The sequence below is a fragment of the Streptomyces sp. NPDC048417 genome, assembly GCF_040651615.1.
Classification (GTDB): Bacteria; Actinomycetota; Actinomycetes; order Streptomycetales; family Streptomycetaceae; genus Streptomyces.
Genome location: NZ_JBEZKI010000051.1, coordinates 28,373 through 49,810 on the forward strand (window position 1 = coordinate 28,373; position 21,438 = coordinate 49,810).

23 protein-coding genes and 1 pseudogene are annotated in these 21,438 nt (G+C 70.5%); 9 read left to right on the forward strand and 15 right to left on the reverse strand.

The genetic code is table 11. The features are described from left to right. Positions 1-195: 195 nt before the first annotated feature. Genes AB0D59_RS48000 through AB0D59_RS48010 form a run of 3 tightly spaced genes read right to left on the reverse strand, consistent with a single transcriptional unit; the run spans position 196 to position 5,428 of the window. Positions 196-1,155 (reverse strand): hypothetical protein, encoded by a 960-nt coding sequence (locus tag AB0D59_RS48000; RefSeq protein WP_362578493.1) that lies wholly within the window; start codon positions 1,153-1,155, stop codon positions 196-198. Then, on the reverse strand, positions 1,152-1,550 hold the full coding sequence (locus tag AB0D59_RS48005) for a hypothetical protein (protein ID WP_362578496.1): 399 nt from the start codon (positions 1,548-1,550) through the stop codon (positions 1,152-1,154). The genes AB0D59_RS48000 and AB0D59_RS48005 overlap by 4 nt, the downstream gene beginning before the upstream one ends. 41 nt (positions 1,551-1,591) lie before the next feature. Continuing rightward, on the reverse strand, positions 1,592-5,428 hold the full coding sequence (locus AB0D59_RS48010; protein ID WP_362578499.1) for a CHAT domain-containing protein: 3,837 nt from the start codon (positions 5,426-5,428) through the stop codon (positions 1,592-1,594). Between the two features lie 182 nt (positions 5,429-5,610). Here AB0D59_RS48010 and AB0D59_RS48015 point away from each other — a divergent pair, with 182 nt between their 5' ends. Then, positions 5,611-5,751, forward strand: coding sequence for a hypothetical protein (locus AB0D59_RS48015; RefSeq protein ID WP_362578501.1), 141 nt, complete (start codon positions 5,611-5,613; stop codon positions 5,749-5,751). A gap of 70 nt (positions 5,752-5,821) precedes the next feature. Further along, on the forward strand, positions 5,822-6,256 hold the full coding sequence (locus AB0D59_RS48020) for a peptidoglycan-binding protein (protein ID WP_362578504.1): 435 nt from the start codon (positions 5,822-5,824) through the stop codon (positions 6,254-6,256). Here the strand turns inward: AB0D59_RS48020 and AB0D59_RS48025 are convergent, their stop codons facing one another. Beyond that, positions 6,257-7,429 carry a hypothetical protein gene (locus tag AB0D59_RS48025; RefSeq protein WP_362578506.1) on the reverse strand — a complete coding sequence of 391 codons (1,173 nt, stop codon included), beginning with the start codon at positions 7,427-7,429 and terminating at the stop codon, positions 6,257-6,259. It lies immediately after the preceding gene. Between the two features lie 882 nt (positions 7,430-8,311). Between AB0D59_RS48025 and AB0D59_RS48030 the strand changes: the two genes are divergently transcribed. Continuing rightward, positions 8,312-8,539, forward strand: a complete 228-nt coding sequence (locus AB0D59_RS48030) for a DUF6480 family protein (RefSeq protein WP_362578509.1) — start codon at positions 8,312-8,314, stop codon at positions 8,537-8,539. A 46-nt stretch (positions 8,540-8,585) separates the two neighbouring features. Further along, positions 8,586-8,804 carry a hypothetical protein gene (locus AB0D59_RS48035; protein ID WP_362578512.1) on the forward strand — a complete coding sequence of 73 codons (219 nt, stop codon included), beginning with the start codon at positions 8,586-8,588 and terminating at the stop codon, positions 8,802-8,804. A 107-nt stretch (positions 8,805-8,911) separates the two neighbouring features. On the opposite strand, the gene AB0D59_RS48040 is transcribed toward AB0D59_RS48035, so the two are convergent. Continuing rightward, complete coding sequence (locus tag AB0D59_RS48040) at positions 8,912-9,472, reverse strand: hemerythrin domain-containing protein (protein WP_362578514.1); 561 nt, start codon at positions 9,470-9,472, stop codon at positions 8,912-8,914. A 763-nt stretch (positions 9,473-10,235) separates the two neighbouring features. After that, complete coding sequence (locus AB0D59_RS48045) at positions 10,236-10,421, reverse strand: hypothetical protein (protein WP_362578517.1); 186 nt, start codon at positions 10,419-10,421, stop codon at positions 10,236-10,238. 266 nt (positions 10,422-10,687) lie between these two features. Between AB0D59_RS48045 and AB0D59_RS48050 the strand changes: the two genes are divergently transcribed. The 3 genes from AB0D59_RS48050 to AB0D59_RS48060 all read left to right on the forward strand — a co-directional run bounded on the left by AB0D59_RS48050 (position 10,688) and on the right by AB0D59_RS48060 (position 12,354). Further along, positions 10,688-10,921 (forward strand): hypothetical protein, encoded by a 234-nt coding sequence (locus AB0D59_RS48050; protein ID WP_362578519.1) that lies wholly within the window; start codon positions 10,688-10,690, stop codon positions 10,919-10,921. Between the two features lie 281 nt (positions 10,922-11,202). After that, positions 11,203-11,583: a hypothetical protein gene (locus AB0D59_RS48055; protein ID WP_362578522.1), complete on the forward strand. Its 381-nt coding sequence runs from the start codon at positions 11,203-11,205 to the stop codon at positions 11,581-11,583. Positions 11,584-11,670: 87 nt separating this feature from the next. Then, positions 11,671-12,354 (forward strand): DUF6766 family protein, encoded by a 684-nt coding sequence (locus AB0D59_RS48060; RefSeq protein WP_362578525.1) that lies wholly within the window; start codon positions 11,671-11,673, stop codon positions 12,352-12,354. 10 nt (positions 12,355-12,364) lie between these two features. Here AB0D59_RS48060 and AB0D59_RS48065 read toward each other — a convergent pair whose 3' ends face one another. From AB0D59_RS48065 to AB0D59_RS48080, 4 genes and pseudogenes are all read right to left on the reverse strand, one after another. Further along, a complete protein-coding gene (locus tag AB0D59_RS48065) occupies positions 12,365-12,739 on the reverse strand; it encodes an STAS domain-containing protein (protein WP_362578528.1) in 375 nt (124 codons plus the stop codon). Positions 12,740-12,768: 29 nt separating this feature from the next. Then, positions 12,769-13,599: a DMT family transporter gene (locus AB0D59_RS48070; RefSeq protein WP_362578530.1), complete on the reverse strand. Its 831-nt coding sequence runs from the start codon at positions 13,597-13,599 to the stop codon at positions 12,769-12,771. Between the two features lie 114 nt (positions 13,600-13,713). After that, positions 13,714-14,081: pseudogene (locus AB0D59_RS48075) on the reverse strand (transposase); the annotation flags it as partial. Between the two features lie 219 nt (positions 14,082-14,300). Beyond that, positions 14,301-14,468: a hypothetical protein gene (locus tag AB0D59_RS48080; protein WP_362578533.1), complete on the reverse strand. Its 168-nt coding sequence runs from the start codon at positions 14,466-14,468 to the stop codon at positions 14,301-14,303. A gap of 163 nt (positions 14,469-14,631) precedes the next feature. On the opposite strand from AB0D59_RS48080, the gene AB0D59_RS48085 reads away from it, so the two are divergent. Continuing rightward, positions 14,632-16,104 (forward strand): aminotransferase class I/II-fold pyridoxal phosphate-dependent enzyme, encoded by a 1,473-nt coding sequence (locus tag AB0D59_RS48085; protein WP_362578536.1) that lies wholly within the window; start codon positions 14,632-14,634, stop codon positions 16,102-16,104. A 279-nt stretch (positions 16,105-16,383) separates the two neighbouring features. On the opposite strand, the gene AB0D59_RS48090 is transcribed toward AB0D59_RS48085, so the two are convergent. The 5 genes from AB0D59_RS48090 to AB0D59_RS48110 all read right to left on the reverse strand — a co-directional run bounded on the left by AB0D59_RS48090 (position 16,384) and on the right by AB0D59_RS48110 (position 20,807). Next, on the reverse strand, positions 16,384-16,560 hold the full coding sequence (locus AB0D59_RS48090; RefSeq protein WP_362578539.1) for a hypothetical protein: 177 nt from the start codon (positions 16,558-16,560) through the stop codon (positions 16,384-16,386). Between the two features lie 90 nt (positions 16,561-16,650). Next, a complete protein-coding gene (locus AB0D59_RS48095; RefSeq protein ID WP_362578542.1) occupies positions 16,651-17,142 on the reverse strand; it encodes a hypothetical protein in 492 nt (163 codons plus the stop codon). Then, positions 17,139-19,598 carry a nitrate reductase gene (locus tag AB0D59_RS48100; RefSeq protein ID WP_362578545.1) on the reverse strand — a complete coding sequence of 820 codons (2,460 nt, stop codon included), beginning with the start codon at positions 19,596-19,598 and terminating at the stop codon, positions 17,139-17,141. The genes AB0D59_RS48095 and AB0D59_RS48100 overlap by 4 nt, the downstream gene beginning before the upstream one ends. A gap of 13 nt (positions 19,599-19,611) precedes the next feature. Continuing rightward, positions 19,612-19,938 (reverse strand): plasmid stabilization protein, encoded by a 327-nt coding sequence (locus AB0D59_RS48105; protein ID WP_362578548.1) that lies wholly within the window; start codon positions 19,936-19,938, stop codon positions 19,612-19,614. Positions 19,939-20,273: 335 nt separating this feature from the next. Continuing rightward, positions 20,274-20,807: a hypothetical protein gene (locus AB0D59_RS48110; protein ID WP_362578551.1), complete on the reverse strand. Its 534-nt coding sequence runs from the start codon at positions 20,805-20,807 to the stop codon at positions 20,274-20,276. 233 nt (positions 20,808-21,040) lie between these two features. Here AB0D59_RS48110 and AB0D59_RS48115 point away from each other — a divergent pair. Beyond that, positions 21,041-21,438: FAD-binding oxidoreductase (locus AB0D59_RS48115; RefSeq protein WP_362578554.1), on the forward strand; the 398-nt coding region annotated here is incomplete at its 3' end.

Consider the following 21,438-nt stretch of genomic DNA (forward strand, 5'->3'; position numbering starts at 1 on the left):
CAGGCCGCGGTCGATGCAGCAGAACAGGGCGGCGGGCACGCCGAAGCACTGCCAGTTCGCGGAAGCGTGCGGGATCTTGCACGTGTTCCCGGAGGCTGCTTCGGCGTCCGGAAAACACCTGGTCAGGACAGGCTGCACGCCGCCCTCGTCCGCACCGCCGGCCCGCCGCCGCATGACAGGCGGTGGCCCCTGTGTTCAGGTGACGCCGTCGGGAGTCGTCGCCGTACGATCCTCGGCATCGTGATCGTAGGCGAAGGCCACGGGCATCCCCTGTCGCCAGTACGCGCACACCTCCTGGGCCTGGACCTGCTCCTGCGACCGTCCGGCGGGCAGCGGCAGGTGCAACGCTCGTAGCAGATCGAACCGGTGAAGATCGAAGGCGGTCTCCACGACCTCGCCGAACCGCAACGCCGCGCCCACCGCCTGGCGGTAGCAGATCCATGACAGCGTCAGGGGCCCGAGCGCCAGGAACAGCCACCAGCCGGAGCGGCTCAGCAAGGCCACCGCCGCGGCCCCCGCCACGAAGGCCGTCGCGGCGAGCCGAACCGTCACGTCCAGCGTGTTGCGCCGGTCGTCGACGACGGCCCGCAGCGTCGCGCCGAGCAGCGGGTACAGCCTCGGCCAGGCCACAGCCGCGTCCCAGCCGTAGCCGGCGCCCGCCCGGTGTTCCGTCGCGGCCAGGGCATTGCCCAGCGCGGTGGGCAGAAGCCGGTCCGTCGGCGGGAAGAGCTGACGCAGCCGGGTCCCCGCTGTGCCGGCCGCCTGGATCTCGGCGTCGGTCATCGACTCTTCCAGTCGGTTCGCCTCGGCATCCAGCCGGCCGCGCAGCCGCGTCTGCCGTCGGACACCGAGCGCGCCCACTCGCCGGAGGGCGGTCGGCCAGTACCCCTCCATCAGCCGGACCAGGGGCAGTTGCAGCGGATGGGAGACCAGCGCGGCCAGCGTCACCGCCAGCACGAGCAGAGTGAGCTCTCCGGCGTTCAGCCGGGCGGCGGCACGCCACGCCAGGCCGAAGTCGATGTGTTCCCCGGGCGCGCCTGCCCTGACAAGGACCAGGACGAAAAGGCTCAGCGCGAGCGTCGGGAGATAGCTGACCAGGAAGAAGCGCCCGGCGAACACATCGGCGGCGCCTTTCCCCAGCGTCTCCGGAGTCATCGCGTCAGTTCCATGGGGCCGTGGTCCGGGCAGGACGGAGGCTGCCAGTCGGCGTGCACCCGCAGGACGGCCAGGTCGCAGACGCGGCACTCGAACCGCAGCAGGGTGAACCGCCGTGCCGGGCCCGGAAGCGTCGAGTGGTCACCACCGCCGAACTCCCGGGAGTCAGGGTCGGGGCGCGTCCCGACCAACCGCTCGCGGCGCGCGACGCCGAGCGGCTTGCCGCCCACGGCCACCTCGACGCGCTCCAGGTCCGGATCCGCGTGGAACACCGCCGCGAGGGCCGCCGCGGCGGCGGCCGGCGAGGTGCCCGGCGTCAGCTCCAGCCGTACCGGCCCGGGCACGGCGTCCTCGGGATCGACCAACAGTGCGAAGAACATCCCCGGATCGGGCATGGCCCCCTCCTCACCTTCACAAGGCCCGGCTCGGCCCTTCCTCAAGGCCCGAAATGGACATAGCCCGCCCACACCGACGGCTCCAACGGATGGTCGAGGCGCAGAAGTTGCGCGGCGGAGGCGATGGCGGCCGCGGGGGAGCCGCACGCCCGCAGGACGTCGTAGAAGCGGTCCGCGGTGACCGCCGCCGAACGGTCGCCGACCGCCCAGAGAGTACCGACCACGTGCCCGAACCCGGCCAGTTGGAGCCCGGCCACCAGATGCTGGGCCTCGTCCAACAGCAGCGCGCTGCCGGCCGCCGTACGGCACGCCGACACATAGGCCAGCTCCGCCCCGGCCGGCCGGGTCCGGGCTATCTCGAGCACCGTCAACGCACCGTCGTGCAGCAGAATCGCGCTGTCGGACGCCTCGTTCGGAACCTGCCTGCCGTGGCAGGCGAAGTGCGCCCACGAGCAGCCGGCCAGCTCGCGCCGCACTCGGTCGCGGGTGGCCTGCGCGTTGACCAGCGCGGTGTGCGACAGCCCGGGGAAACGTCCCGCGATCCCGGCCGCCTCCGACACCACGTACCGCAGCGGCGGCTGGCCCGGCGAGTCCGACACCGCCACCGTCAGCAGCCGCCCTCCTTCCTGCCCGAAGACCGCAGGTGCCGGGTCTGTCCCGTCCTGGTAGGTGCGCGCCAGCGACTGGAGCGTGGGGGTGTACGAGGGGATGACGCGCCGCCAGGTGCCCTCGTCGCCGCCTACGATCCCGGCGGCGTGCAACGGCAGCAGGGTGAGCGGCCCGGTCGGGCACCACCAGATCCGCTTGCCGGGCACCCCGCTTCCGTCGATCAGGCCGAGCCGGTCGAACACCGGCTTGGCGACGGTCTCCCACAGCCATTCCAGCGTGCTCGCCATGGTCATCTGCAGGGCCACATGGCCCTGCGGCTGCGTGGCACCCCGGTCGTGGACCGCCGCCAGGAAGTCGGCCGCACGGCTCGCCGTCTCGGCCAGGTCCAGGCCGGGCAGCGGGATGACGAGCGGCGCCGCGGGCGGCGGGAACACGACGATCGCGTCGCTCCGCCGGGCCGTGACGTTGACCACCACCACCGGTCCCCCGGCCGCGGCCCGCGCGAGCGTCTCGTACGGGAGCGGGGCGAAGGGGCTGTCGTCACCCAACTCGGCCCCGACTCGTTCCACCAGGGCGTCCCAGCGCCGTGCCAGCGCGACGAGCCGGTCCGACGACGTCTCCGCGGACCCGGCGGCCTCCTCCAGCGCCGCGCCCACCTGACGCAGTTCGGCGGTGAGGTCGGAGGCCAACCGGGTCAGGACACCGCCCTCGGCACGCGACTGCAGCAACTGCATCCACAGCACCGAGCGGCCCTGTTCCAGGAACTCCACCGCCAGCTGTGGCCGGCCGGCGTCCAGGGCGCGCGCCGCGGCGGCCGACGCCGTGCCCGTCCCCTCGGAGAGCTGCGACTCCTGGTCCGATCGGCCGAGGCCGCGCCAGGCGGCCACGGGCAGCAGCCCGACCGCGAGGGAGCAGGCGGCCAGCGCGCCGTCCGGCCCGTCCACGTCCCCCTGCGCTTCGCTGAGAGCGGCCCAGTGGGAGGCCGCCTGGATCCGGCGGGCGGCGGGGACCAAGGAGGACCTGGCGTATTCGGCGTACAGCAGGGCGGCCTCCCGTGCCGTTCCGGCGTCCGAGGTCGCCTCGTGCAGACTGCTGAGCGCCCCTGCCAGGAGGAACATGCTGTCCGCCCGTCGGCGCCTCGCGGCGTCGCCCTCGTCGGCCGCCAGCCGGGCGCGCAGCAGAGCGACGGCCTCGTCCAGATCGGACCGGCTGTGGAGGCGGTACCAACGGATCAGCAGGGCGTTGGCGAGGTTGACGCTCCGGGAGTAGTGCTGGGGATGTCCGGACGGGGTCCTGGCCAGCGCGGTACGGATCAGGGTGATCCCCTCGTCGAGCCCCTCCCGCCCGGCGGAGTCGGCGATCAGCAGACACGAACCGAGGTTGCTCAGCGCCCGTACGTGTTCCGGTGCGCCCTTGGGGCTCAGCGCGAGCATGCGCCGCAAGGTGTCCAGCGCGGTGTCCAGATCCGCCTCGTCGCCCCGCATCTGGTAGCGGCGGCGGAGCCCACCGGCGAGATTGCTCAGCAGGCTGGGCAGCATCGTCTGGTCCGGGAAGACCCCGAAAAGAGCGACGGCCTCGGTCCCCACCGTGACCGCCTCGTTGACATCGGCCAGGGAACCGAGCAGCTCTGCGCGGACCATGAGCTTGCCCGTCAGGTTGCCCAGCCGCAGGGCCCGGACGGTCTCGGCACCGCTCGCCGGGGTCAGGGCGATGGATTCGCGCATGGCGGCGACCGAGTCGTCGAGATCCGCCTGGTCGCCGGCGTACTCGAAGCGGAAGACCAAGGCGCCGGCCAACTGCGAGAGCAACCGGGCGCGCTCCTCGCGGCCGGCTTCCGAGTCCGGAACCCCGGCCGACAGCAGTTGGCGATACAGACCGACACACTCTTCGAGATCCGTCCGGGAGCCGGTCGTGTCGTAGCCCGCCAGCAGAAGGTCGGCCAGGAAGGTGCGGGTCCGCACGACGCCCTCGCCCGTCGCCGACCGATCCGCCTCCCGGACGGCCGCCACAGCACGCCGGTGATCGGCCGCCGCCCCCGTCTGCCGGAAGCGGGCGGCGAGCTGCCGCGCCAGCCAGCCGGGCGTCTCGTCCTCCGGAGGCATGACCGCTTCCTCGCCGTCGGCCTCGGCGGTTGCGTCGACCATCCCGTGGACACGTCCCATCCGCCGCTCGGCGTCCGGTGCGGAAGGGTCCACACTCGCGGCGAACGCCGCCTCCGCCCTCGACCGCGCGGCCAGAACCCCGTCGATGTGACCACGGCCATCGGTGCCGGTCCGTGCGGCCGCCTGGAACGCCGAGTCGGCGGAGCGCCAGTCGTCCTCGGACAGGTCCTGCGCCGCCCGTTCGAACAACGCCTTCGCCAGGGAGGCCTGGAGGGCCGCCGTCTCCTCCGGCTCCTCGGCCGGATCGGCGGCCAGCCCGGACCGCAGCATCGCCACCGACCGGTCCAGGTCGGCGCGGTCCCGGAACCGGTCGTACCGGTGGTGGAGCATGTCGCCCAGGATCAGATACAGCGAGGCGATGGGCCGGGCTCGCGCCACGAGTCTGGTGTACGTGTCCACCGCCAGGTCGGCGTGCTCACGCAGGCCCGACCGGTTGAACCGCTTCATGTGCAGCGTGCCGAGCGCGGACAGCAGGGCCTGGGTGAGGGCGTCGTCGTCGGGTGGCAGCGGCAGCTCCAGGAGAGGTTCGACGACCGCGTCCAGCTCCGCCGACGTCACCTCGCCCGGCCGGCCGTTCCACGCGTGGATCACCAGGGCGACCTGGGCCAACAGCCCTTCCTGCTCGTCGGCCAGGTGCAGCCGCTCGCACACACGGACACCGTGCACCAGCAGGGGAACGAGCCCGGCCAGCTCCGTACGGCCCAGCCGGGTGTCGCGGAGCAGCGTGCCCGAGTGCCGGAGCCAGGCCAGGACGGCGGGAGAGACCCCGTCCCGCAGCAGGCCGTCCGTCGAGGCGACGGTCTCCCTGCTCAGGTCCACGGCCGCGACGAAGTCCTCCGGGTGGCCGGTCCGCTCGAACGTCCCGCTCAGCACGGCGTCCAGAAGCACCAGCAGCCTGCGCCGCTCGGCGGCGGACGGAGTCCTGTCGAGGGCACCACGCAGTGCCGCGGAGGTGGCGTGCAGCTGGTCGGCGCCACCGGGGCGGGCCAGAAGGGCGTCGGCGAACGCGTGGACCACCGAGGGATCCGGCTGCCTGCCGTCCAAGGGCTGTAACCTGCCCGCGAGTTCGGTGATCCTGGCGTACAGGCTGGTGCCGTTCCCCGTCATGGCGGCATTGTCCTACGACGCCCGACTTCCTCTCAGGTTTTCCCGGACCCAGAACACTCTCGTTCACGCAACGCGCACACAAGGGGCCGAAAACGACACAGCGCCCGAGCCGACCGAAGCCGACCCGAGCGCTGCCCAGCAGGTCAGAGGGGACACCCCCCGCCCACCACCGGTAGGCCCACTTGCTCGCCCGACGCGCCACCGCGCTGCACGGCGTCGTCACCGCCGGCGGCCACTACCTCCTGGTCGTCCAAGGCAACCAGGAGAAGCAGCGCAAACAGCTGCGGCTACCGCCCTGGCGTCAGACCCCGCTGAGCAGTTGACGCGTAAATAGCTGAATCACCAAATGACTCTGCATTTGCGCATCATCAAGAGCCTATTAAAATGGGCCATATGAGTGAGACAGCAACGAAATTCTATGTAGCGAAGAAAGGCGACAACCTGAACAAGATTGCCGCCCTGTACGGTCTGACGCTGAACCAAGTCCTGAAGTGGAATCCGGAGATCACCGATCCGAACGTGATTCAGATAGGGCAGCGGATCCGCGTCTCCGCACCGGAGTCCTCCGGCGAGTACCAGCCCTTCCCGGGTGCCGACTTCTTCGTGCCGGACACGGCCAGCCCGATCATCGAGGCCATGGGCAGCCGCCTCATCGAGGAGCATTGCTCGGCCTACCCCGGCGGGCCCGACTATCAGTGGAGCGACGCCGACCGGGCCTCCTACGTCAAGTGGCAGCAAAAGCTGGGATTCTCGGGCAAGGACGCGGACGGCATTCCGGGCAGGAATTCCTGGGACAGGCTCCACGTACCCGCCGTTCTGACCGAGTGATCATCCTTCGGCCTCCTCGTCGGCTGAGCGGGACCTTGCTGGTCCGGCACGGGGCGCAGGGCCTGCTGCGGGGACGACGGTCGTGCGGCCGGCGGCGGCCGGCGGATCCAGGGGACCACGCACCGACTCCAGGACCCTTTGGCCCTGCCGGTCGACCCATTTGGTGAAGAGTTCCTGGGAGTATCCGAAGATGACGGCCCAGGCAATGATCTGGGCCGAGGAATCCAGCGCGGTGAGCCCGGGCACGAAGCCGCCCCGCATGAGGAGAAGGCCGAGCACGGCTGTGAGGGCACCCGCGGGGATCTTCAAGGCCGCGAGGGCGACCGGCACCGGATAGCTGGTCGACGTCCCTCTGATCTTCCGCAGCGCTGACGCGGCCGCGACTCCGGCGGCGACCAGGCCGACGATTTCCACGACGAGGTAGTCACCCCATGACGTGACGGTGGCGAAGTTCTGGTCGAGTTCGGAGGACTCGAGAGAGCCCTGACTGCCCGTGGGACAGACGATCACATAAGGAACCTTCGAATTCGTGGCGGGCTCGGCACTCTGCCGTGAGGGGTTGAAGCACAACGGAACGGAGTCCGGGAAGAAAGCGGTCAGTACTGCCACCCCTGCCGCCAGGACGAACAGAAAGGCGGCCACCCCACAGACGATGCGCACGAAACTGCCCGCACGGAGCTTCTCACGCAAGGTCAGGCTGTACGCGACATCCACGGCTTCGAGGACGACGACCAGATCCGTCTCGTCGACAGATCGTCGGCGGGCGTACTTCTCCATCACGATTTCGGTGGCAACCCTGCGTGGGTCGTCGCGGGCCAGGTGTTCTCTGACCACGGCGAGGAGTCCCGGAAGATAGGGAGCCACCTCGTCGGGGGACGAGAGGAACGACTTCAACCAGAGCAGGCGTGCGGTGTTCAGGTGAACCTGTGCCGCGGTGACATGAGACCCGAGCGGTGCCCGGCGATGCTCGTCGAAGGTCAGGGTCTTCTCCGCGCAGTTGATCTCCTCGTCGGCCGCACCCAGAATCGCCTGGCCGTCCGGCCTGCCGGAAGCCTGCACCACGTGCCTACGCTCGCTGACCAGGGCCCGGAGTTTGCAGACCGTGGCACGGGCGTCCTCACCGAGTTCCCAGGAGCGCCGCTCGCGGTACCACTCCGGGTATCGCCCCGGCACCCTTCCGCGAATCCACCGACCAAGGCCCATGGGCCCATGGTCCGCATCCAGCCACGTGCCGGCGGCGATTGCCCCGAACGCGGGTGCGTCGCCCTCAACACGCCGCCGGCTTTCCCACCTTCCGCCTCGGCATCCTCGTACGCGCCCACGAAGGCCATGAGACCTGATGGATGGCGACTGGTATCCACGTGGCTCCAACGACATGCGCCGCCTCTGGGAGAGCCTCACGGCACACGCGGACCGGCTCCGGGAACTTGGCGATCGTCTCGACGGTCTCACCAACGACCTCGGCGCCGCACAGGGGGCGCGCCTGAGGCGGCGGACCCTGAGTCGGAGCGTGATGGCTGAACAAGCCACGCTGCTTGTCGGGACACCCGCTCACGCAGACGGCCTCCTCACACGGCGTAGCCTCGGCCAAGAGGCTGGCCGAGGCTACGAAACCGCTGGTCAGAACCGCCGAGCGGGTCTGACCTCGGTAGGCCGTGTGGGACTCGAACCCACAACCAATGGATTAAAAGTCCTGGCCAAAGCTTGCCTGATGGTTCCGGACGGTGCTTCGGGCTCCGGAACCACCAGGTCAGAACACATTCACAGCGAGGGCCGTGCTGCCTCGTGGCGGCTCGTGCCGCACCGTCCGCTCACGCATCGCTCACGCATCGCTCACGCAGAAAAGGCTGCTGACGGCTGGTCTTCGGGCAGGTGAACGGGCAGCAGCACTGCAGCCGTCCTACTGCGGACGGCTCTCCTCGCGCGGGCGAGAAGCACCCCGTTTGATGTCATACAGGCCGGAGACTCGTAATTATCCAGATTGCTGCGCAGATATCCACCGGGCGAAACCAAGGCCAACCGGCGGGCAGTCGAGAAACGAGAGGAGCCAGTGCCATGACGACTCCTGATCCTGAGCCGGGCCGAACACCGGGACTCGAACCAGGCGGCGGGGTGTCGCCCGGCGACACTCCACCCGCGGAGGGGAGCACCTCCGGCATCTCTCATCCGGAGCCGCCCGAGCTGCGAAAAGGATGGGGGCCTATGCCGCTCGTCCTGATCATGGCGGTGGTGCTGCTGGTAGTGATCGGCCTCATCGCGATGGTGGTGGCGCTGATCGGCTAGCGCGCGGACTACGCGGCGGCTTGAGGACGTGACGTATCCACTGTGCGTGATCACTGGTACTCGCCGGTTGGGCAGGGCGTCCTTCGCGGCCCGTCGGCAGCTGGTCAATGCCAGGGCGAAAGCGACAGCCTCTCGGGCGCCGAGCTCAGGGCAGGTCCGCGCTGTCGAGGGTGAGCAGTTCAATGAGCTGGGATCGGTGGAGGCCCGCGACGTTGCGAGCTGTGGTGCGGAGCCGCGCTGCCCCGCTCGTGACACACCAGCGTAGGCAGCCGGGCCGAAGAGGAAATGAGCCGCATCACAGGAGGCCGGCCCTGGTGCCCGCCCGGCAACACGGGCGGGCGCCACCCGGCGCGGAACCGGTCCCTGCGAGGGTCAGGACTTGCCGCGGCCGCTGATCAGGTCGCGAGCCCGGTCCACCAGGCCGGCGCCCGGCGCGAGGAGCTTGTTGGCCGGAGGAGTGTTCGGCGCGGAGGGGTGCGGGCGGGTGGGGGCCATGGACTTGGCCCGGCGGATCTTGTCCCCGAGGTCGTTGAGAGCCTCGGGAGAGCAGGACCGGCGCAGCATCGGGAAGAGGTTGTCCTCCTCGTCCTGGACGTGCGCGGAGACCTCGTCCATGAGCTCCTGCAGCAGCGGGCTCATCTTCGGGTCGTCGGCGTCGGTCTTCTCCAGCTGCTTGAGGAGCTTCTCGACCCGGCTGTGGTCCGCGATCTCCTTGTCCGCGATGCGGTCTCCGCCGTCGATGTGCTTGCGTACCGCCGGGTACAGGTACTCCTCCTCGGCAATCGAGTGCCGTACGAGTTCGATGGTGACCTCGTCCACGACGTCACGGAGTTCCTGTCCGCCGCCCGGCATCCCCTGGATCCGGGCGAACATCTCCTCGACCTCCCGGTGGTCGGTCGTCAGTTCAGCGATCGCGTCTCCGCCGTGCCCCATTGTCTGTCCGCCTTTCGCTGGCCATTTCTGGGCCGGGTCGGTCCCGCCCAGCTGACAGTGGTTCCCCATCCGGATAGGCACGGCGCCGCACCGGGCGATGTCCACCCGGTCGGGCGTGTCCGTCGTTCCGTAAGGGGCGGACGAACCGGCACGTGGCAGCGCGTATGGCGGGATGACAGAGCGCCGTGCGTATGGCGGGGTGGCAGAGCGCTGCCGACGTGAGCGATGCGGCGGTCAGTCCTCGCCCCTTACGACGTTCCGGTCGTCCCCCTGCCGCAGTTGCCCCGAGTTGTTGTCGAGCGTCGCGGGCAGGCAGGTCCGTTATGCCTTGCCCCCGCGCAGGCGACGCGCCCTCGCCCAACCGGTCTCGGCTCGGCCTACGACGACCGGAGTACTGGCTCCAGCAGTCACAGCTGCTCATCTTCCTTCTGGCTCGGGCCTGTTGCGGTCCGGTTCGTCCGTCCTGCCCCCGTTGTTCTTCTCATCCCGAGTGTCCAACGGGCCCAGCGTGAAACCTGGTTCGTGGCGGTTAGCTCGACGAGCGAAGCGCCCTGGCGGGGTGGGGCGTTGCGGCAGTCGGGGCGATCCCCAGCACGGTGCGAGTCACACCTGCGGTGTGCACGGCGACGTGATCGAGTACGGCTACTGACTCGTCGCAGGACCTGCCGGGCGCGCAGACGGCTCACGGACCGCGACCACGGTGATTTCCGCGCATGCTTTCGCGGCCCCGGACGATCAAGGAGCGGGCCTGACGACCAAGCCCTCAGAGCAGCGAGCGCTCGTCTGCCCCCGGCCACGCGGCCCTCTCGTTCTCCCCCGGCGCCAGCCCCTCGGCCACCGCGGACAGGACCTCCTGCGCCTTCGCGGCGGCGTCCTGAGGGGCGGCGCGGGTGTCACGCAGGTACACGGGGAGGGGCCGGATCACCGCGTTGACCGTGATGCCGAACACGCGCCGAAAATCGCCTCTTCGACGCGCGCGCCCGCGGTGGCGAGGGAGACCTGGCCGCTGGTGAGAACGAACAGCACGCCGGTGGGGGCGCAGATGCACTGGCACTTGTCCACAACACGTGGAGTCGTGCGTACCGGACCACACCGAAAAGGTTGCCGACCGGCTCCCGTGGTGCCTCGCGTCCTTCGGGGTACTCGGCCGGTCCGGACGACAAGGCCGGCGGGCCGAGCGCCCGCTTCGACACAACGGAACGGAGTGATGCGACGATGGCCAGTGCCACGGAGACCGGACACGTCACCGGAACCCCCGACAAGGACTACAACCTCCTCTGGTACGTCGAGAGCTGCCTGGAGAACGCCCTGCGGCTGGACACCTACATCAAGGACGCCGAGCGGGCGAAGGACGAGCAACTGGTCGAGCTGTTCAGCAAGGCGCAGGCTGACAGCCGTAAGGGCGCAGACCTGGGCAAGGAACTGCTGCGCAGCCGCTTGACCGGCTGATTCCAGGTGCGGGCGGGACTCCGCTCACGCGGCTCAACCGCCGACCGCCCTGCGGCAAGGCCCCCGAAGCCAGGGTCCCTGGGGCACCCAGGGGCCCGGGGCCCGTTCGCACTTCATTCGGACTGCCGATCCGGGTCGGGCATAGCCCAATAGCTCTACGTCCGCCCGGCGCCACAGCGCGGCTGCCCTCCACGACACCGTCAACCCCTCAGCATGTCCGGACAGCCCCGACCGCAGCGAGTGGAGGTCCTTTGTCGCGCCGGAGGAGTACGTACAGCCTGATGGCACTCGCCTGTGCTGTCTGCCTGAGCTCCTGCAGCACGCTCGGTGAGCGAGAGGCTGCCGCGTCCCGAGCCGCCGTGCGCTTCGAGGAGAGCGTCCGGCGCGCCGACGGGGCGCGCGCCTGTGCGGCGCTGGCCCCCCAGACACGACAGGAGCTTCAGCAGTCGGCGAAGACGTCCTGCCCCAAGGCTCTCTCCGAAGAGCAGCTGTCCCCCGCGGGGGCGGTGCGCACGGTCCAGGTCTACGGGCGGCAGGCACGGGTGGTCCTCGCCGCCGACACGCTGTTCCTGTCGGTCTTCCCGTCCGGCTGGAAGATCACCGCGGCAGGCTGTGAGCCGCGGCCCCACCAGCCGTACCAGTGCCAGATCAAAGGAGGGTGACCGGAGAATGCGAGCCCTGTTCACGTTGCTGCTGCTCACGGTCGGCACTGGACTCTCCTACTTCACCGCCGTGGGGCTGATGCACCGGTGAAGCGCCTGACACGGTTCGTGACCCACAACAGCCTGACCCTGGCCTTCGGCACCGGCTTTCTGCTCACCCTCGCGGGCCAGGCCGTGTCCGGCCACGCCGACTTCAACAACCAGCTGGTCACCGACGGGCTGCAGCCGATCGGCTTCCTCCCCTACCTGGCGACCTCCGACTTCGCGGTGGACGTCACCGAGAACTGGCAGTCGGAGTACCTGCAGTTCTTCCTCTACATCTTCGGCACCGTCTGGCTGCTCCAGCGCGGCTCGCCCGAGTCCAAGGAGCTGGACCAGGCCGGCGTGCAGAGCGACCGGGAACAGAAGGTCGGCGAGCATGCAGGCCCCTCCTCGCCCCGTTGGGCGGCCGGCACGGGATGGCGGCAGACGGTGTACTCACGCTCCCTGGGCCTCGTCATGGGCGCGATCTTCATCTGGTCATGGCTCGCCCAGTCCATCACCGGCGCGGCCGCCTACAACGAGCAGCACCTGCGCCAGCTCCAGGCGCCGGTCTCCTGGCCGCAGTACCTCGGCTCGGCCGACTTCTGGAACCGCACCCTGCAGAACTGGCAGTCCGAACTCCTCGCCGTCGCCTCGATGGCCATCCTCTCCGTCTACCTGCGCCAACGCGGATCCCCTGAATCCAAGCCCGTCGGCGCGGCCCACACCGCCACGGGAGTCGAGGGCTGAGGCCCACCGGTCACGCCGTGGCGTCCTCCATGTTCGCCTGCACCTTGAGGACCCGGTCGGCCCCGGTGAGCTCCAGCAAGCGCCGCAGTTGGGTCGGCGGCGCGACTATGCGCAGGTCGGTCGTGTGGTGGATGCCGAGCAGGAGATTCAGGAAGGCCGAATCCGCGAAGGTGACGCCACCGGTGTCGACCACCACCCTGGGGTGCTTCTCGGCAGCTGGCTGCAGCGCTTCCGCGAGCGGCGCGATCGAGGCCGGGTCGTAGGCGCCGTGGGCCACGAACACCTGGACCCCGTGCGACTCGTACTGGACTACCGCAGGCGGCCCCGGGCGGGAATGGTCGGCCTGGCTGGAACGATCGTCGTCACTCCCGGTTGGATGGCTCATGCCCCCAGTGTCCCCCCGCGGCCTTGGCGTCACCCCAGGGTCAGCAGAACGATCGCGAGGGCCGCACTCACCAGGCCGGTCACCTGTGCCCGGGTGAGCCTCTCGCGTAGTACCGCGACGCCGAGAACGGTGGGGATCGCCGGGTACAGGGACGCCAGCACGACGGCGACGGCCAGCATCTGCAGCTGGGCGGCCCGCATGTAAAGGATGAGCGCGAAGGCCGCGCCCGCTCCGATCACCACCGCTTCGGCCAGGAGGCCCGGTGGCCGCCGAAAGCGGGAAACATGCCGTAGGGCGCCCGGCAGCAGGAGGAGAACGGCGGCCAGACGGCCGGCGGCCACGGGCCACAGGCCGCTCGCCGGGCCCGCCTGGGCGAGCCCGATGTACTGCACGGCGATCCCCGAGCTGGCGAGCAGGCCGTCCGCCAGGGCCCTCCGGTCCCCGCCCGGACCGATGCCGCCGGAGACGAGCCACAGGGCGGGCACGGTGGCGCAGATACCCAGCCAGGCCGCCGGGGTGGGCCGGTCGCCCAGGAAGAACACCCCGCACAGTACGGACAGGGCGACTCCGGTGACGGCGCTGACCGGCACCACGACACTCATGGCTCCCCGCGTCAGGCCCCGGTTGAGGCAGTACATGGCGGTCCCACTGCCCGCCCCCGACAGCGCTCCCCAGCAGACGTCCGGAGAGCGGACCGCCGCTGCGGGCAGCAGGACCGCGGCCGCCAGCGCCAGCAGCAGCCCGCCGATCTGCCCGAGGAAGGTGACCACCGTGAAGTGCGCCCGGCGTGACAGCAGCCCGCCGGCGAAGTCGACGACGCCGTAACAGACGGCCGAGGCCAGCGAGAGCAGAGCACCCATCAACCCCCAGTGCCCGGCACGGGCGCTTCGACCCGCCTCGGTACCGACCCGTCGGCGCCGCTCCCCGAGGCTTCACGTCGCAAGTGCACTTGTTCACGCAAGTAAAGAACCGATGCCGGCCGCGTCCTTGATGACGGTGACGGAGGAGGGCGTGGTGGGCAGCGTGCGGGACCACTTCACTTTCACCGTGCCGATCTTCGGCAGGTTCAGGCGCCCTTTGTCGGTGATGGACCAGCGGGCGTTGGCGGTGAACCGGATCGCCTGACGGCTCTCCTTGCGGGACTTGAAACGGGGAGCACCGTCTTGGGCCCCTTGCGATCGCCGTTGAGGGAGGCGAAGAAGGTGCGGTACGCAGTCTCGACGTCCCGCAGGGACTGCTGGAGCACCACCGCGGACACCTCGCCCAGCCAGGACCGCTCCACCGTCTGCTTCGCCTCGGTAATCAGCCTCTTGGACAGCTGACCGGCCGTCGGGAACGGCTGCGGGCGGCCCGGACCCGCAGGACTGGCAGCTGCTGCCCAAGGAGCATCCGCTGCCCGCCGCGTACCTCGCGGGGCTCGCCGCGATCATCGCGGGTGGTGTCGCCCTGCCGTACGCCGAGGAACTCCGGCGCTGCCTGCGGACCGCGACCGCGTCGCGCGAAGTCCCGGCTCTCGGCTGATCGAGCGCCGCGGCCTGCCCGCGCGGGCAGTCAGGCCCTGTCACAGTTGTCGGCGGATCCCCGGCTCTTTGAGCACGCGGCGGCCGTTGTCCGTCACCGCCACGGCGTCGACATCCTGCTCGCGCATCAGCCGGAACGCGCTCAGTGAAGGCTGGAGCTCCCCAGTCACGAGGACACTCGCACGCAGGCGCGGGGCGCGCTTCCGCATGCGATTGTTCCCGAGGTGATCGGGTTGCCGCTCGTGTCCCGCACCGGCTCCCAGGGACCTGCCCCTGTCCCTTCGTTCGTCCCCGAACGGGCGCCTGCCGGGTACCGCGGGTGCCGGACCGCGCAACAGGCATGCGGTCAGTCGTCGTGGGAACTCCGCAACCATGGGTCTCAACCATGATGAAGCACCCCTCCTGGACGCCCTCGCCCGCTACCACGAGGCCGACGAGCTGGGGTTCTCCCCGCCGGGGCACAAACAGGCACGCGGCGCGGACCCCCGGGCCCGAGCGGTCCTCGGCGACGCCGTGTACCTCGGTGACGTGCTGGCCAACGGCGGCATGGACGACCGGCTGTCCCGGAGCCGGGTACTGGAGCGGGCCGAGGAGCTGATGGCCGACGCGGTGCACGCGGAACACACGTTCTTCTCGACCTGCGGCAGCTCCCTGTCGGTCAAGGCCGCCATGTTGAGCGTGACCTGCCACGGCCGGGGCCTGATCGTGGGCCGGGACGCCCACAAGTCGGTGATCGCCGGGCTCATCCTGTCCGGCGTGGAGCCGATCTGGGTCGAACCCCGGTGGGACCCGGAACGCCACCTCGCGCACCCCCCGTCGGCCGCCGCCTACGAGAAGGCGTTCGCGGAGCATCCCGAGGCGGACGGCGCCCTCGTCACCAGCCCCACCCCGTACGGCACCGCCGCCGAGCTGCGCGGCATCGCCGAGATCTGTCACCGCCGGGGCAAACCGCTGATCGTCGACGAGGCATGGGGCGCGCATCTGCCCTTCCACGACGAGTTGCCCACCTGGGCGATGGATGCGGGCGCCGACGTCTGCGTCACCAGCATCCACAAGATGGGCAGCGGCCTGGAACAGGGCTCGGTCTTCCACCTCCAGGGCGACCTCATCGACCCCGCCGAACTCTTCTCCCGCGCCGACCTGCTCGGCACCACCAGTCCCAACGTCCTGCTCTACGCGGGAATCGACGCCTGGCGCCGGCAGATGGCCCAGCACGGCCACGACCTCCTCGACCACGCCCTGCGGCTGACCGAGCGCACCCGGGCCGCGATCGAGGACATCGACGGCTTCCACGTCAACGACGCCGGCGACTTCTGCGGGCCGGACCGCGCCACCGAGTTCGACCCCCTCCCGGTCGTCATGGACATCGAGGCGCTGGCGACCACCGGCTACCGGGCCGCCGACTGGCTGCGCGAACACCACCACCTCGACATGCACCTCTTCGACCACCGGCGGATCAGCGCCCAGCTCACCCACGCCGACGACGAGCAGACGGCCGAGCGGCTGCTCACCGCCCTGCGCGACCTCGCCGACCACGCCGACGAGTTGCGGGACGCGCCGCGCGTCGCCGTGCCCTCCCCGGCCGAGCTGCGGATGGAACAGGCCCGGCTGCCCCGCGACGCCTACTTCGAGCCCCACGAGGACATCCCCACGCACCGCGCGGCAGGCCGGATCGCCGGCGAGATGATCACGCCGTACCCGCCCGGCATCCCCGCCGTACTCCCCGGCGAACGCCTCACCGACCCCGTCCTGCGCTACCTGACCAGCGGTGTGACGGCAGGCATGAACCTGCCCGACGCGGCCGACACACAGCTGGACACGATCCGGGTGGTCGCACAGGAGTGACCTCCGGGATGGTCGGCGTCCCAGAGAGACTTACCGGCCCAGATGCAGTCCATGACCAGCCGGGTAAAGACTCACAGCCGTTGTCAAGCGCCGTTGGCGGAGCCCGGCAGCCGATACCCGGTGGCGTCCAGAACAACCCATCGCGGCCAGGAGTCGATCCGTCGCATCCGTCACGACGAGTCCGCGAAGTCCGTCGGTACGAACGTTCGGAGGGGACCTCGAAAAGCTGGCTCGGCTGCGCTCCATGGTCACCCGATCGGAGCTCGAAGAAGCGGCTGGTCACATCAAAGGTGAGCCCGGCCCCGCACAGCCGGTCGGGCTCACCGGCGGAGGTCCGGGGCCCTTGACCGATACCTCGCGCCCGCGTTCCCCGTCGGCGAGGATCGCATAGCCGCGCAGCACCCCCGGCGGGCAGACACCGTCGCCCGTCTTCGCCTGCTTGCCCGACCTTTCCATGTCACCCACGGTTTCCCGGCGGGGGCAGCGAGAAGACGATCCACACGGCCCCTGCTTCTTGTGCGGGCGGATTCCGCTTGACGCACCGGCTCACAGGCTGGTGAGCAACTGCGGTGACAGCGTTTTGATCATGGTGTTGGTCCAGCGCAGCTGGCGCAGAGTCTGGGGGTGGCAGGCGGCGGCGAGGTCGAGCAGGTCGGTGTCCTTGGCGGCTTGTGCGGCCTGCGCGAGCATCTCCCAGCTCAGGGAGTTCTCGGTGGCGGCGAGGTGCAGGTCGCGGAGGTCGCGTAGCAGGAGCAGGCCGGGGGCGTGCTGTCGGCCGAGGGCACGGCTGACGGTCTCCCGCATCGTTGCCAGCGGACTCGGCTCCGGGTGGTCCGCGGGGCCGTACAGGTCCAGGCCCAGCGGTTCGGCGGCCCGGGCGATGCGCTCGGCGTGGTCATGCGACCAGCGGGCGACGTCCCTGGCGACGTGGTGGAACTCGTGCTCGATGCTGTGCCGGTCAGCAGCGGCGAGCAGATCCCTCTCCAGCTGTCGCTCGCCGTCGTGCAGGGCGCGCAGGACAAGGGTGGTGCCGTTCATGATGCGCTCTCGCTCTGCTTGGCGACGGCTGCCGGTCCGCCCACGGTCGGCGGAATCCCGCTTGGCTCGGCTGGGGCCGACGCGGTGGTGGTCGGCGCCGGGCTGCAGGCCCTGTCGCCGCGTTCGACGAGGGTCAGACGGGCGGCGGCGGTCTTGAACAACGGCTGCTTGGAGACCGGATCCCAGTCGGTGATCGTCGTCTCGTTCGCGGCCCGGCCGTCGTCGGCGCCGGGGCGGTGGCCTTCGGGGGTGTCCCAGTAGCCGTAGTGGAAGGGCAGGAACACCATGCCGTCGCGAATGCCGGTGATCCGCAGCCGGCCCCGCACCGAGCCGCGCGGGCTGGTGACCTCCACCAGGTCCCCCTCGGTCACGTCGTGCCGCAGCGCCTCGTCGGCGGAGACCTCCACCCACACCTCCGGGGCGGCCGAGTTCAGTTGCGGGGTGCGGCCGGTCTTGGTGCGGGTGTGGAAGTGGTAGAGGGTCCGGCCGGTGGTCAGCTGGAGGGGGTAGGTCTCGTCGGTCCTCTCGTGGGGCGGGACGTACTCGGCCCCCTTCAGTACTGCCTTGCCGTCGGGGTTGAGGGCGCGGTACTCGGTCTCGGAGACGGATGCACCGGTCACCAGGTCCCTGCCGTAGGTCTCGCAGTCGTCGGGGGCCGCCCAGGAGATGCCGTCGGTATAGAGGCGTTCGGTGCCGTCCGGGGTGTCCTCGGCGCAGGGCCACTGGATGCCGCCGGCGTCGCGCAGCCGGTCGTACGTGATCCCGGTGTAGTCGCAGGGTCTGCCGCGGCTGCACTTCTTCCACGCCTCGAACGCCGATTCGGCGTCGTGCCAGCCGACCAGCGGGCGGCCGTCCTTGTCGCGGAAGTCCATCCGGTGGGCGTAGTCGAGGAGGATGTCCAGATCCGGGCGGGCCTCGCCTGGCGGGTCCACGGCCTTCTCGCAGAGGTGGACAGTGCGGTCGGCGTTGGTGAGCGTGCCGGTCTTCTCCGCCCAGGTCGCCGCGGGCAGGACCACGTCCGCGAGCTGGGCGGTCTCGGTGAGGTACAGGTCCTGTACGACGGTGAAGAGCCGTTCCTGGCCGAGGATCTGCCGGATGCGGTGGAGTTCGGGGAGGGAGACCAGCGGGTTGGTGCCGGTGATCCACAGCATGTGGATGGAGCCCTGTTCGGCGTAGCGGAAGATCTGCATCGCGGGGGTGGGCGGGGCGTAGTGCGGGATGCGGGAGGGGTCGACGTTCCAGATCGCCGCGAGGTCCTCGACGTGTGCCTCGTTCTCCCAGTTGCGGAAGCCCGGCAGGTCGCCGTTGGCGCCGCACTCGCGGGTGTTCTCGGCGCTGGGCTGGCCGTTCATCTGGAGGACCCCGCAGCCGGGCAGGCCGAGCATGCCGCGGATCAGCTGGAGGTTGTTGACCTGACAGGCGGCGGCGGTGGCCTGGTGGGACTGGTACACGCCCTGGAGGACGGTGGACAGCAGCCGCTCGGCGCCACCGAGGACCTCGGCGGCATCGGTGATCTTCCCGGCCGGTACGTCGCAGATGCGCGCGGCCCAGGAGGGTGTGCAGTCGGCGACGCCCTCGGTGAGTTCCTCGAAGCCCACGGTGTGCGCGTCGACGAAGTCGTGGTCGACGCGGTCGGTGCGGATGATCTCGTGCAGGAGGGCGTTGAGCAGGGCCACGTTCGTACCGGCGCGTGGCGCGAGGTGGACGGCCGCGCGGCGGGCGACCAGGGTGGGCCGCGGGTCGACGCACACGAGACGGGGCGGATCGGGTCCTTCCAGGCGGTCCAGGACCCGCATCCACAGCACGGGCTGCGTCTCGGCCATGTTGTGCCCGAACAGGGCGATGACGTCGGCGTGGCCGACGTCCGTGTAGGAGGCGGGCTGGCCGTCGCAGCCGAAGGTCTCCTTCAGTGCCTCGGCGGCGGTGGCGGTGCACAGGCGGGTGTTGCCGTCGAGGTGGTTGGTGCCGATCCCGGCGCGGGCGATCACCGCCAGGGTGTAGTACTCCTCCAAGAGCAGCTGGCCTGTGGTGTAGAAGCCGAGGGAGCCGGGGCCGCTCTCACCCAGTAGCTCCCGGCTCCGGGCGACGATCCGGCCCATGGCCGTGTCCCAACCGCAGGGCACCAGACGCCCGCCTTGTCGGATCAGCGGAGTGGTCAGCCGGTCCTCGGCATGGTTGGCCTGCCAGCCGAACAGGTCCTTCGGCCCGAGCCGGCCCCGGTTCACCCGGTCGCCGGGCCGCCCGCGCACCCCGACGATCCGGCCGCGGGTGACGGCGACGTCCATCGCGTCACCGTTGGAGTGCAGCAGCGACGCGGCGGGGACCCAGCGCTCGACGGCGTCGGCCGTGACGCCGGGTTCGAGATATGAGTCGACGCGCACCGGCCAGGCTCCGCCGCGTCCGTAAGGGGTGCGGTCGCCCCAGGGCTGCGCGATCCGGTCCACCTCGGGCCGCATCCGCCTCACCCCCTCAACGACCGAGAGCGTTCTGCAACTGCTGCTTGGTCATCGAGGAACGGCCGTCGATGTTGCGCTTCTTGGCCTCCTCGTACAGCTGGTCCTTGGTCGGTCCCTGCGCGCCGCTGTGCGAGCGCTGCCCGCCGCGCTGGGACGCGGACTTGCGGTCACCGGTCGAGGACTTGCTCGCGGTCTTCGACTCGCCCGACCTCGCACGCTCCTTGTTGACCGTCCGCGAGGCGATCTCCTTGGCCCGCCCGGCGGACTCGCCCCGGTCCTGGGCGCTCTTCTTGATGTGCTCGTACTGTCGTTCCCGCTTGGAACTCGATCCGGCAGGCATCTCGTTTCCTCCTCGTTCCTTCTCTCGGATGGTCACGCGGCCCCGGCGGCTCAGGGGTGATCGAACTGCTGGTCCGGCGACACTCCGCCGCCTTCTCCGCCGCCCTTGTTCCCCTTGTCCGTGCCAGGGCGTGGCCCTCGCCCGTCTCCTCGATCTGGCGGGCCTTGAGCTCCCCGCTGTCCTGCGGTGTTACGCCACGCCCCCCTTACGGCTGCGCCGCTGCTGGGGCCGCTGAGGGTTGGACATGTTTGATCCTTTCCCTCTTCTCTTGGGATGAGGTCGACATTTCGAGTTCCCTGAAGTTGTCGTCCAACCCGTCGGCTTCCCGCTCGGCGTCAACCGGTGAGCAGGACATCCCGGACCGCCCTGACGCGCAGCTCCTCCAGCGTGCCCATCTGCCGCTCGGCCCGTTCGATCAGTCCGTCGAGTTCCTGCTCGTCGATGCGGCCGTCCGCCTCGGCCAGGGCGCGCAGCGTGCGCCAGCCGAGTTCCTTGCCCTTCACCCCCAGCCGGAGGAACTCCAGCTCGATCACCAGAGTGAGCGGTGAACGCCCGTAGAGGCGCCCGTTGCTCTTGAGTCGCCCCAGCCGCTCGGCCACGCCGGACGCCGCGACCTTGTAACGGCGCTTGGGCACGCCCAGGCTCCCCATGATGCGCAGCAGGCTCGCACGGTCCTCGGCGATCTCGCCCGCGAGGCGCCGCAACGGTTCCGCGAACGGCGGGTCGCGATGCGACCGGGCCGCGAACCCGGAGCGAGCGGCTCCGACCGTGGCACCTGCCAGATGGTCGTTGAGGTAGATCCCGAGCAGGTTCGTACGGACCCCACGGTTCTGGGTCCCCGGGCGGGTGCCCGGCATCGGTGTCGTCATGGCTCGTGCCCTCGCTCTCTCCGCCGCATGCGGCGGCGTTGCACGAGTACCCGGGCCGGGCGTGCCTGCCCCCGCCATGCTGGGCATCCTCGCCGGGTGTCTGCCCCGTATCGGTCTTCGGTCAGCTGCCGGGTACCGCGACGCAACCGCGCAACCGGCTCACCCGGCCCGGGGCCAGGCGCCCATTCGGGCACCTGCGCGTGTCACTTCGGCGGAGAGGGAACTCGGCGGCCATGAACGCCCATGAAGGACTCAGGGGGTCGTACTGGATCGAGACCGCGCCGGGTGGTGAGCCCGCTCCTCCGCCGGCCGGGGACATCTCCGTCGAGGTCGCGGTGGTCGGCGGCGGCATGGCGGGGCTCAGCACCGCCTGGGAGCTGTCCCAGCGCGGGCGGGAGGTGGCCGTGCTGGAGGCGGGCCGGATCGCCGGCGGGGTCACCGGCCACACGACGGCCAAGCTGACCGCGCTGCACACCCTGGTCTACGACCATCTGCGCCGCACCCGCGGCCGCGAGGGTGCGCGGCTGTACGCCGAGTCGCAGTCGGCGGCGATCCGCCGGGCCGCCGAGACCGTCGCCGACCTCGGCATCGACTGCGACTGGGAGGAAGCGGCGGCCTGCACCTACGCTGA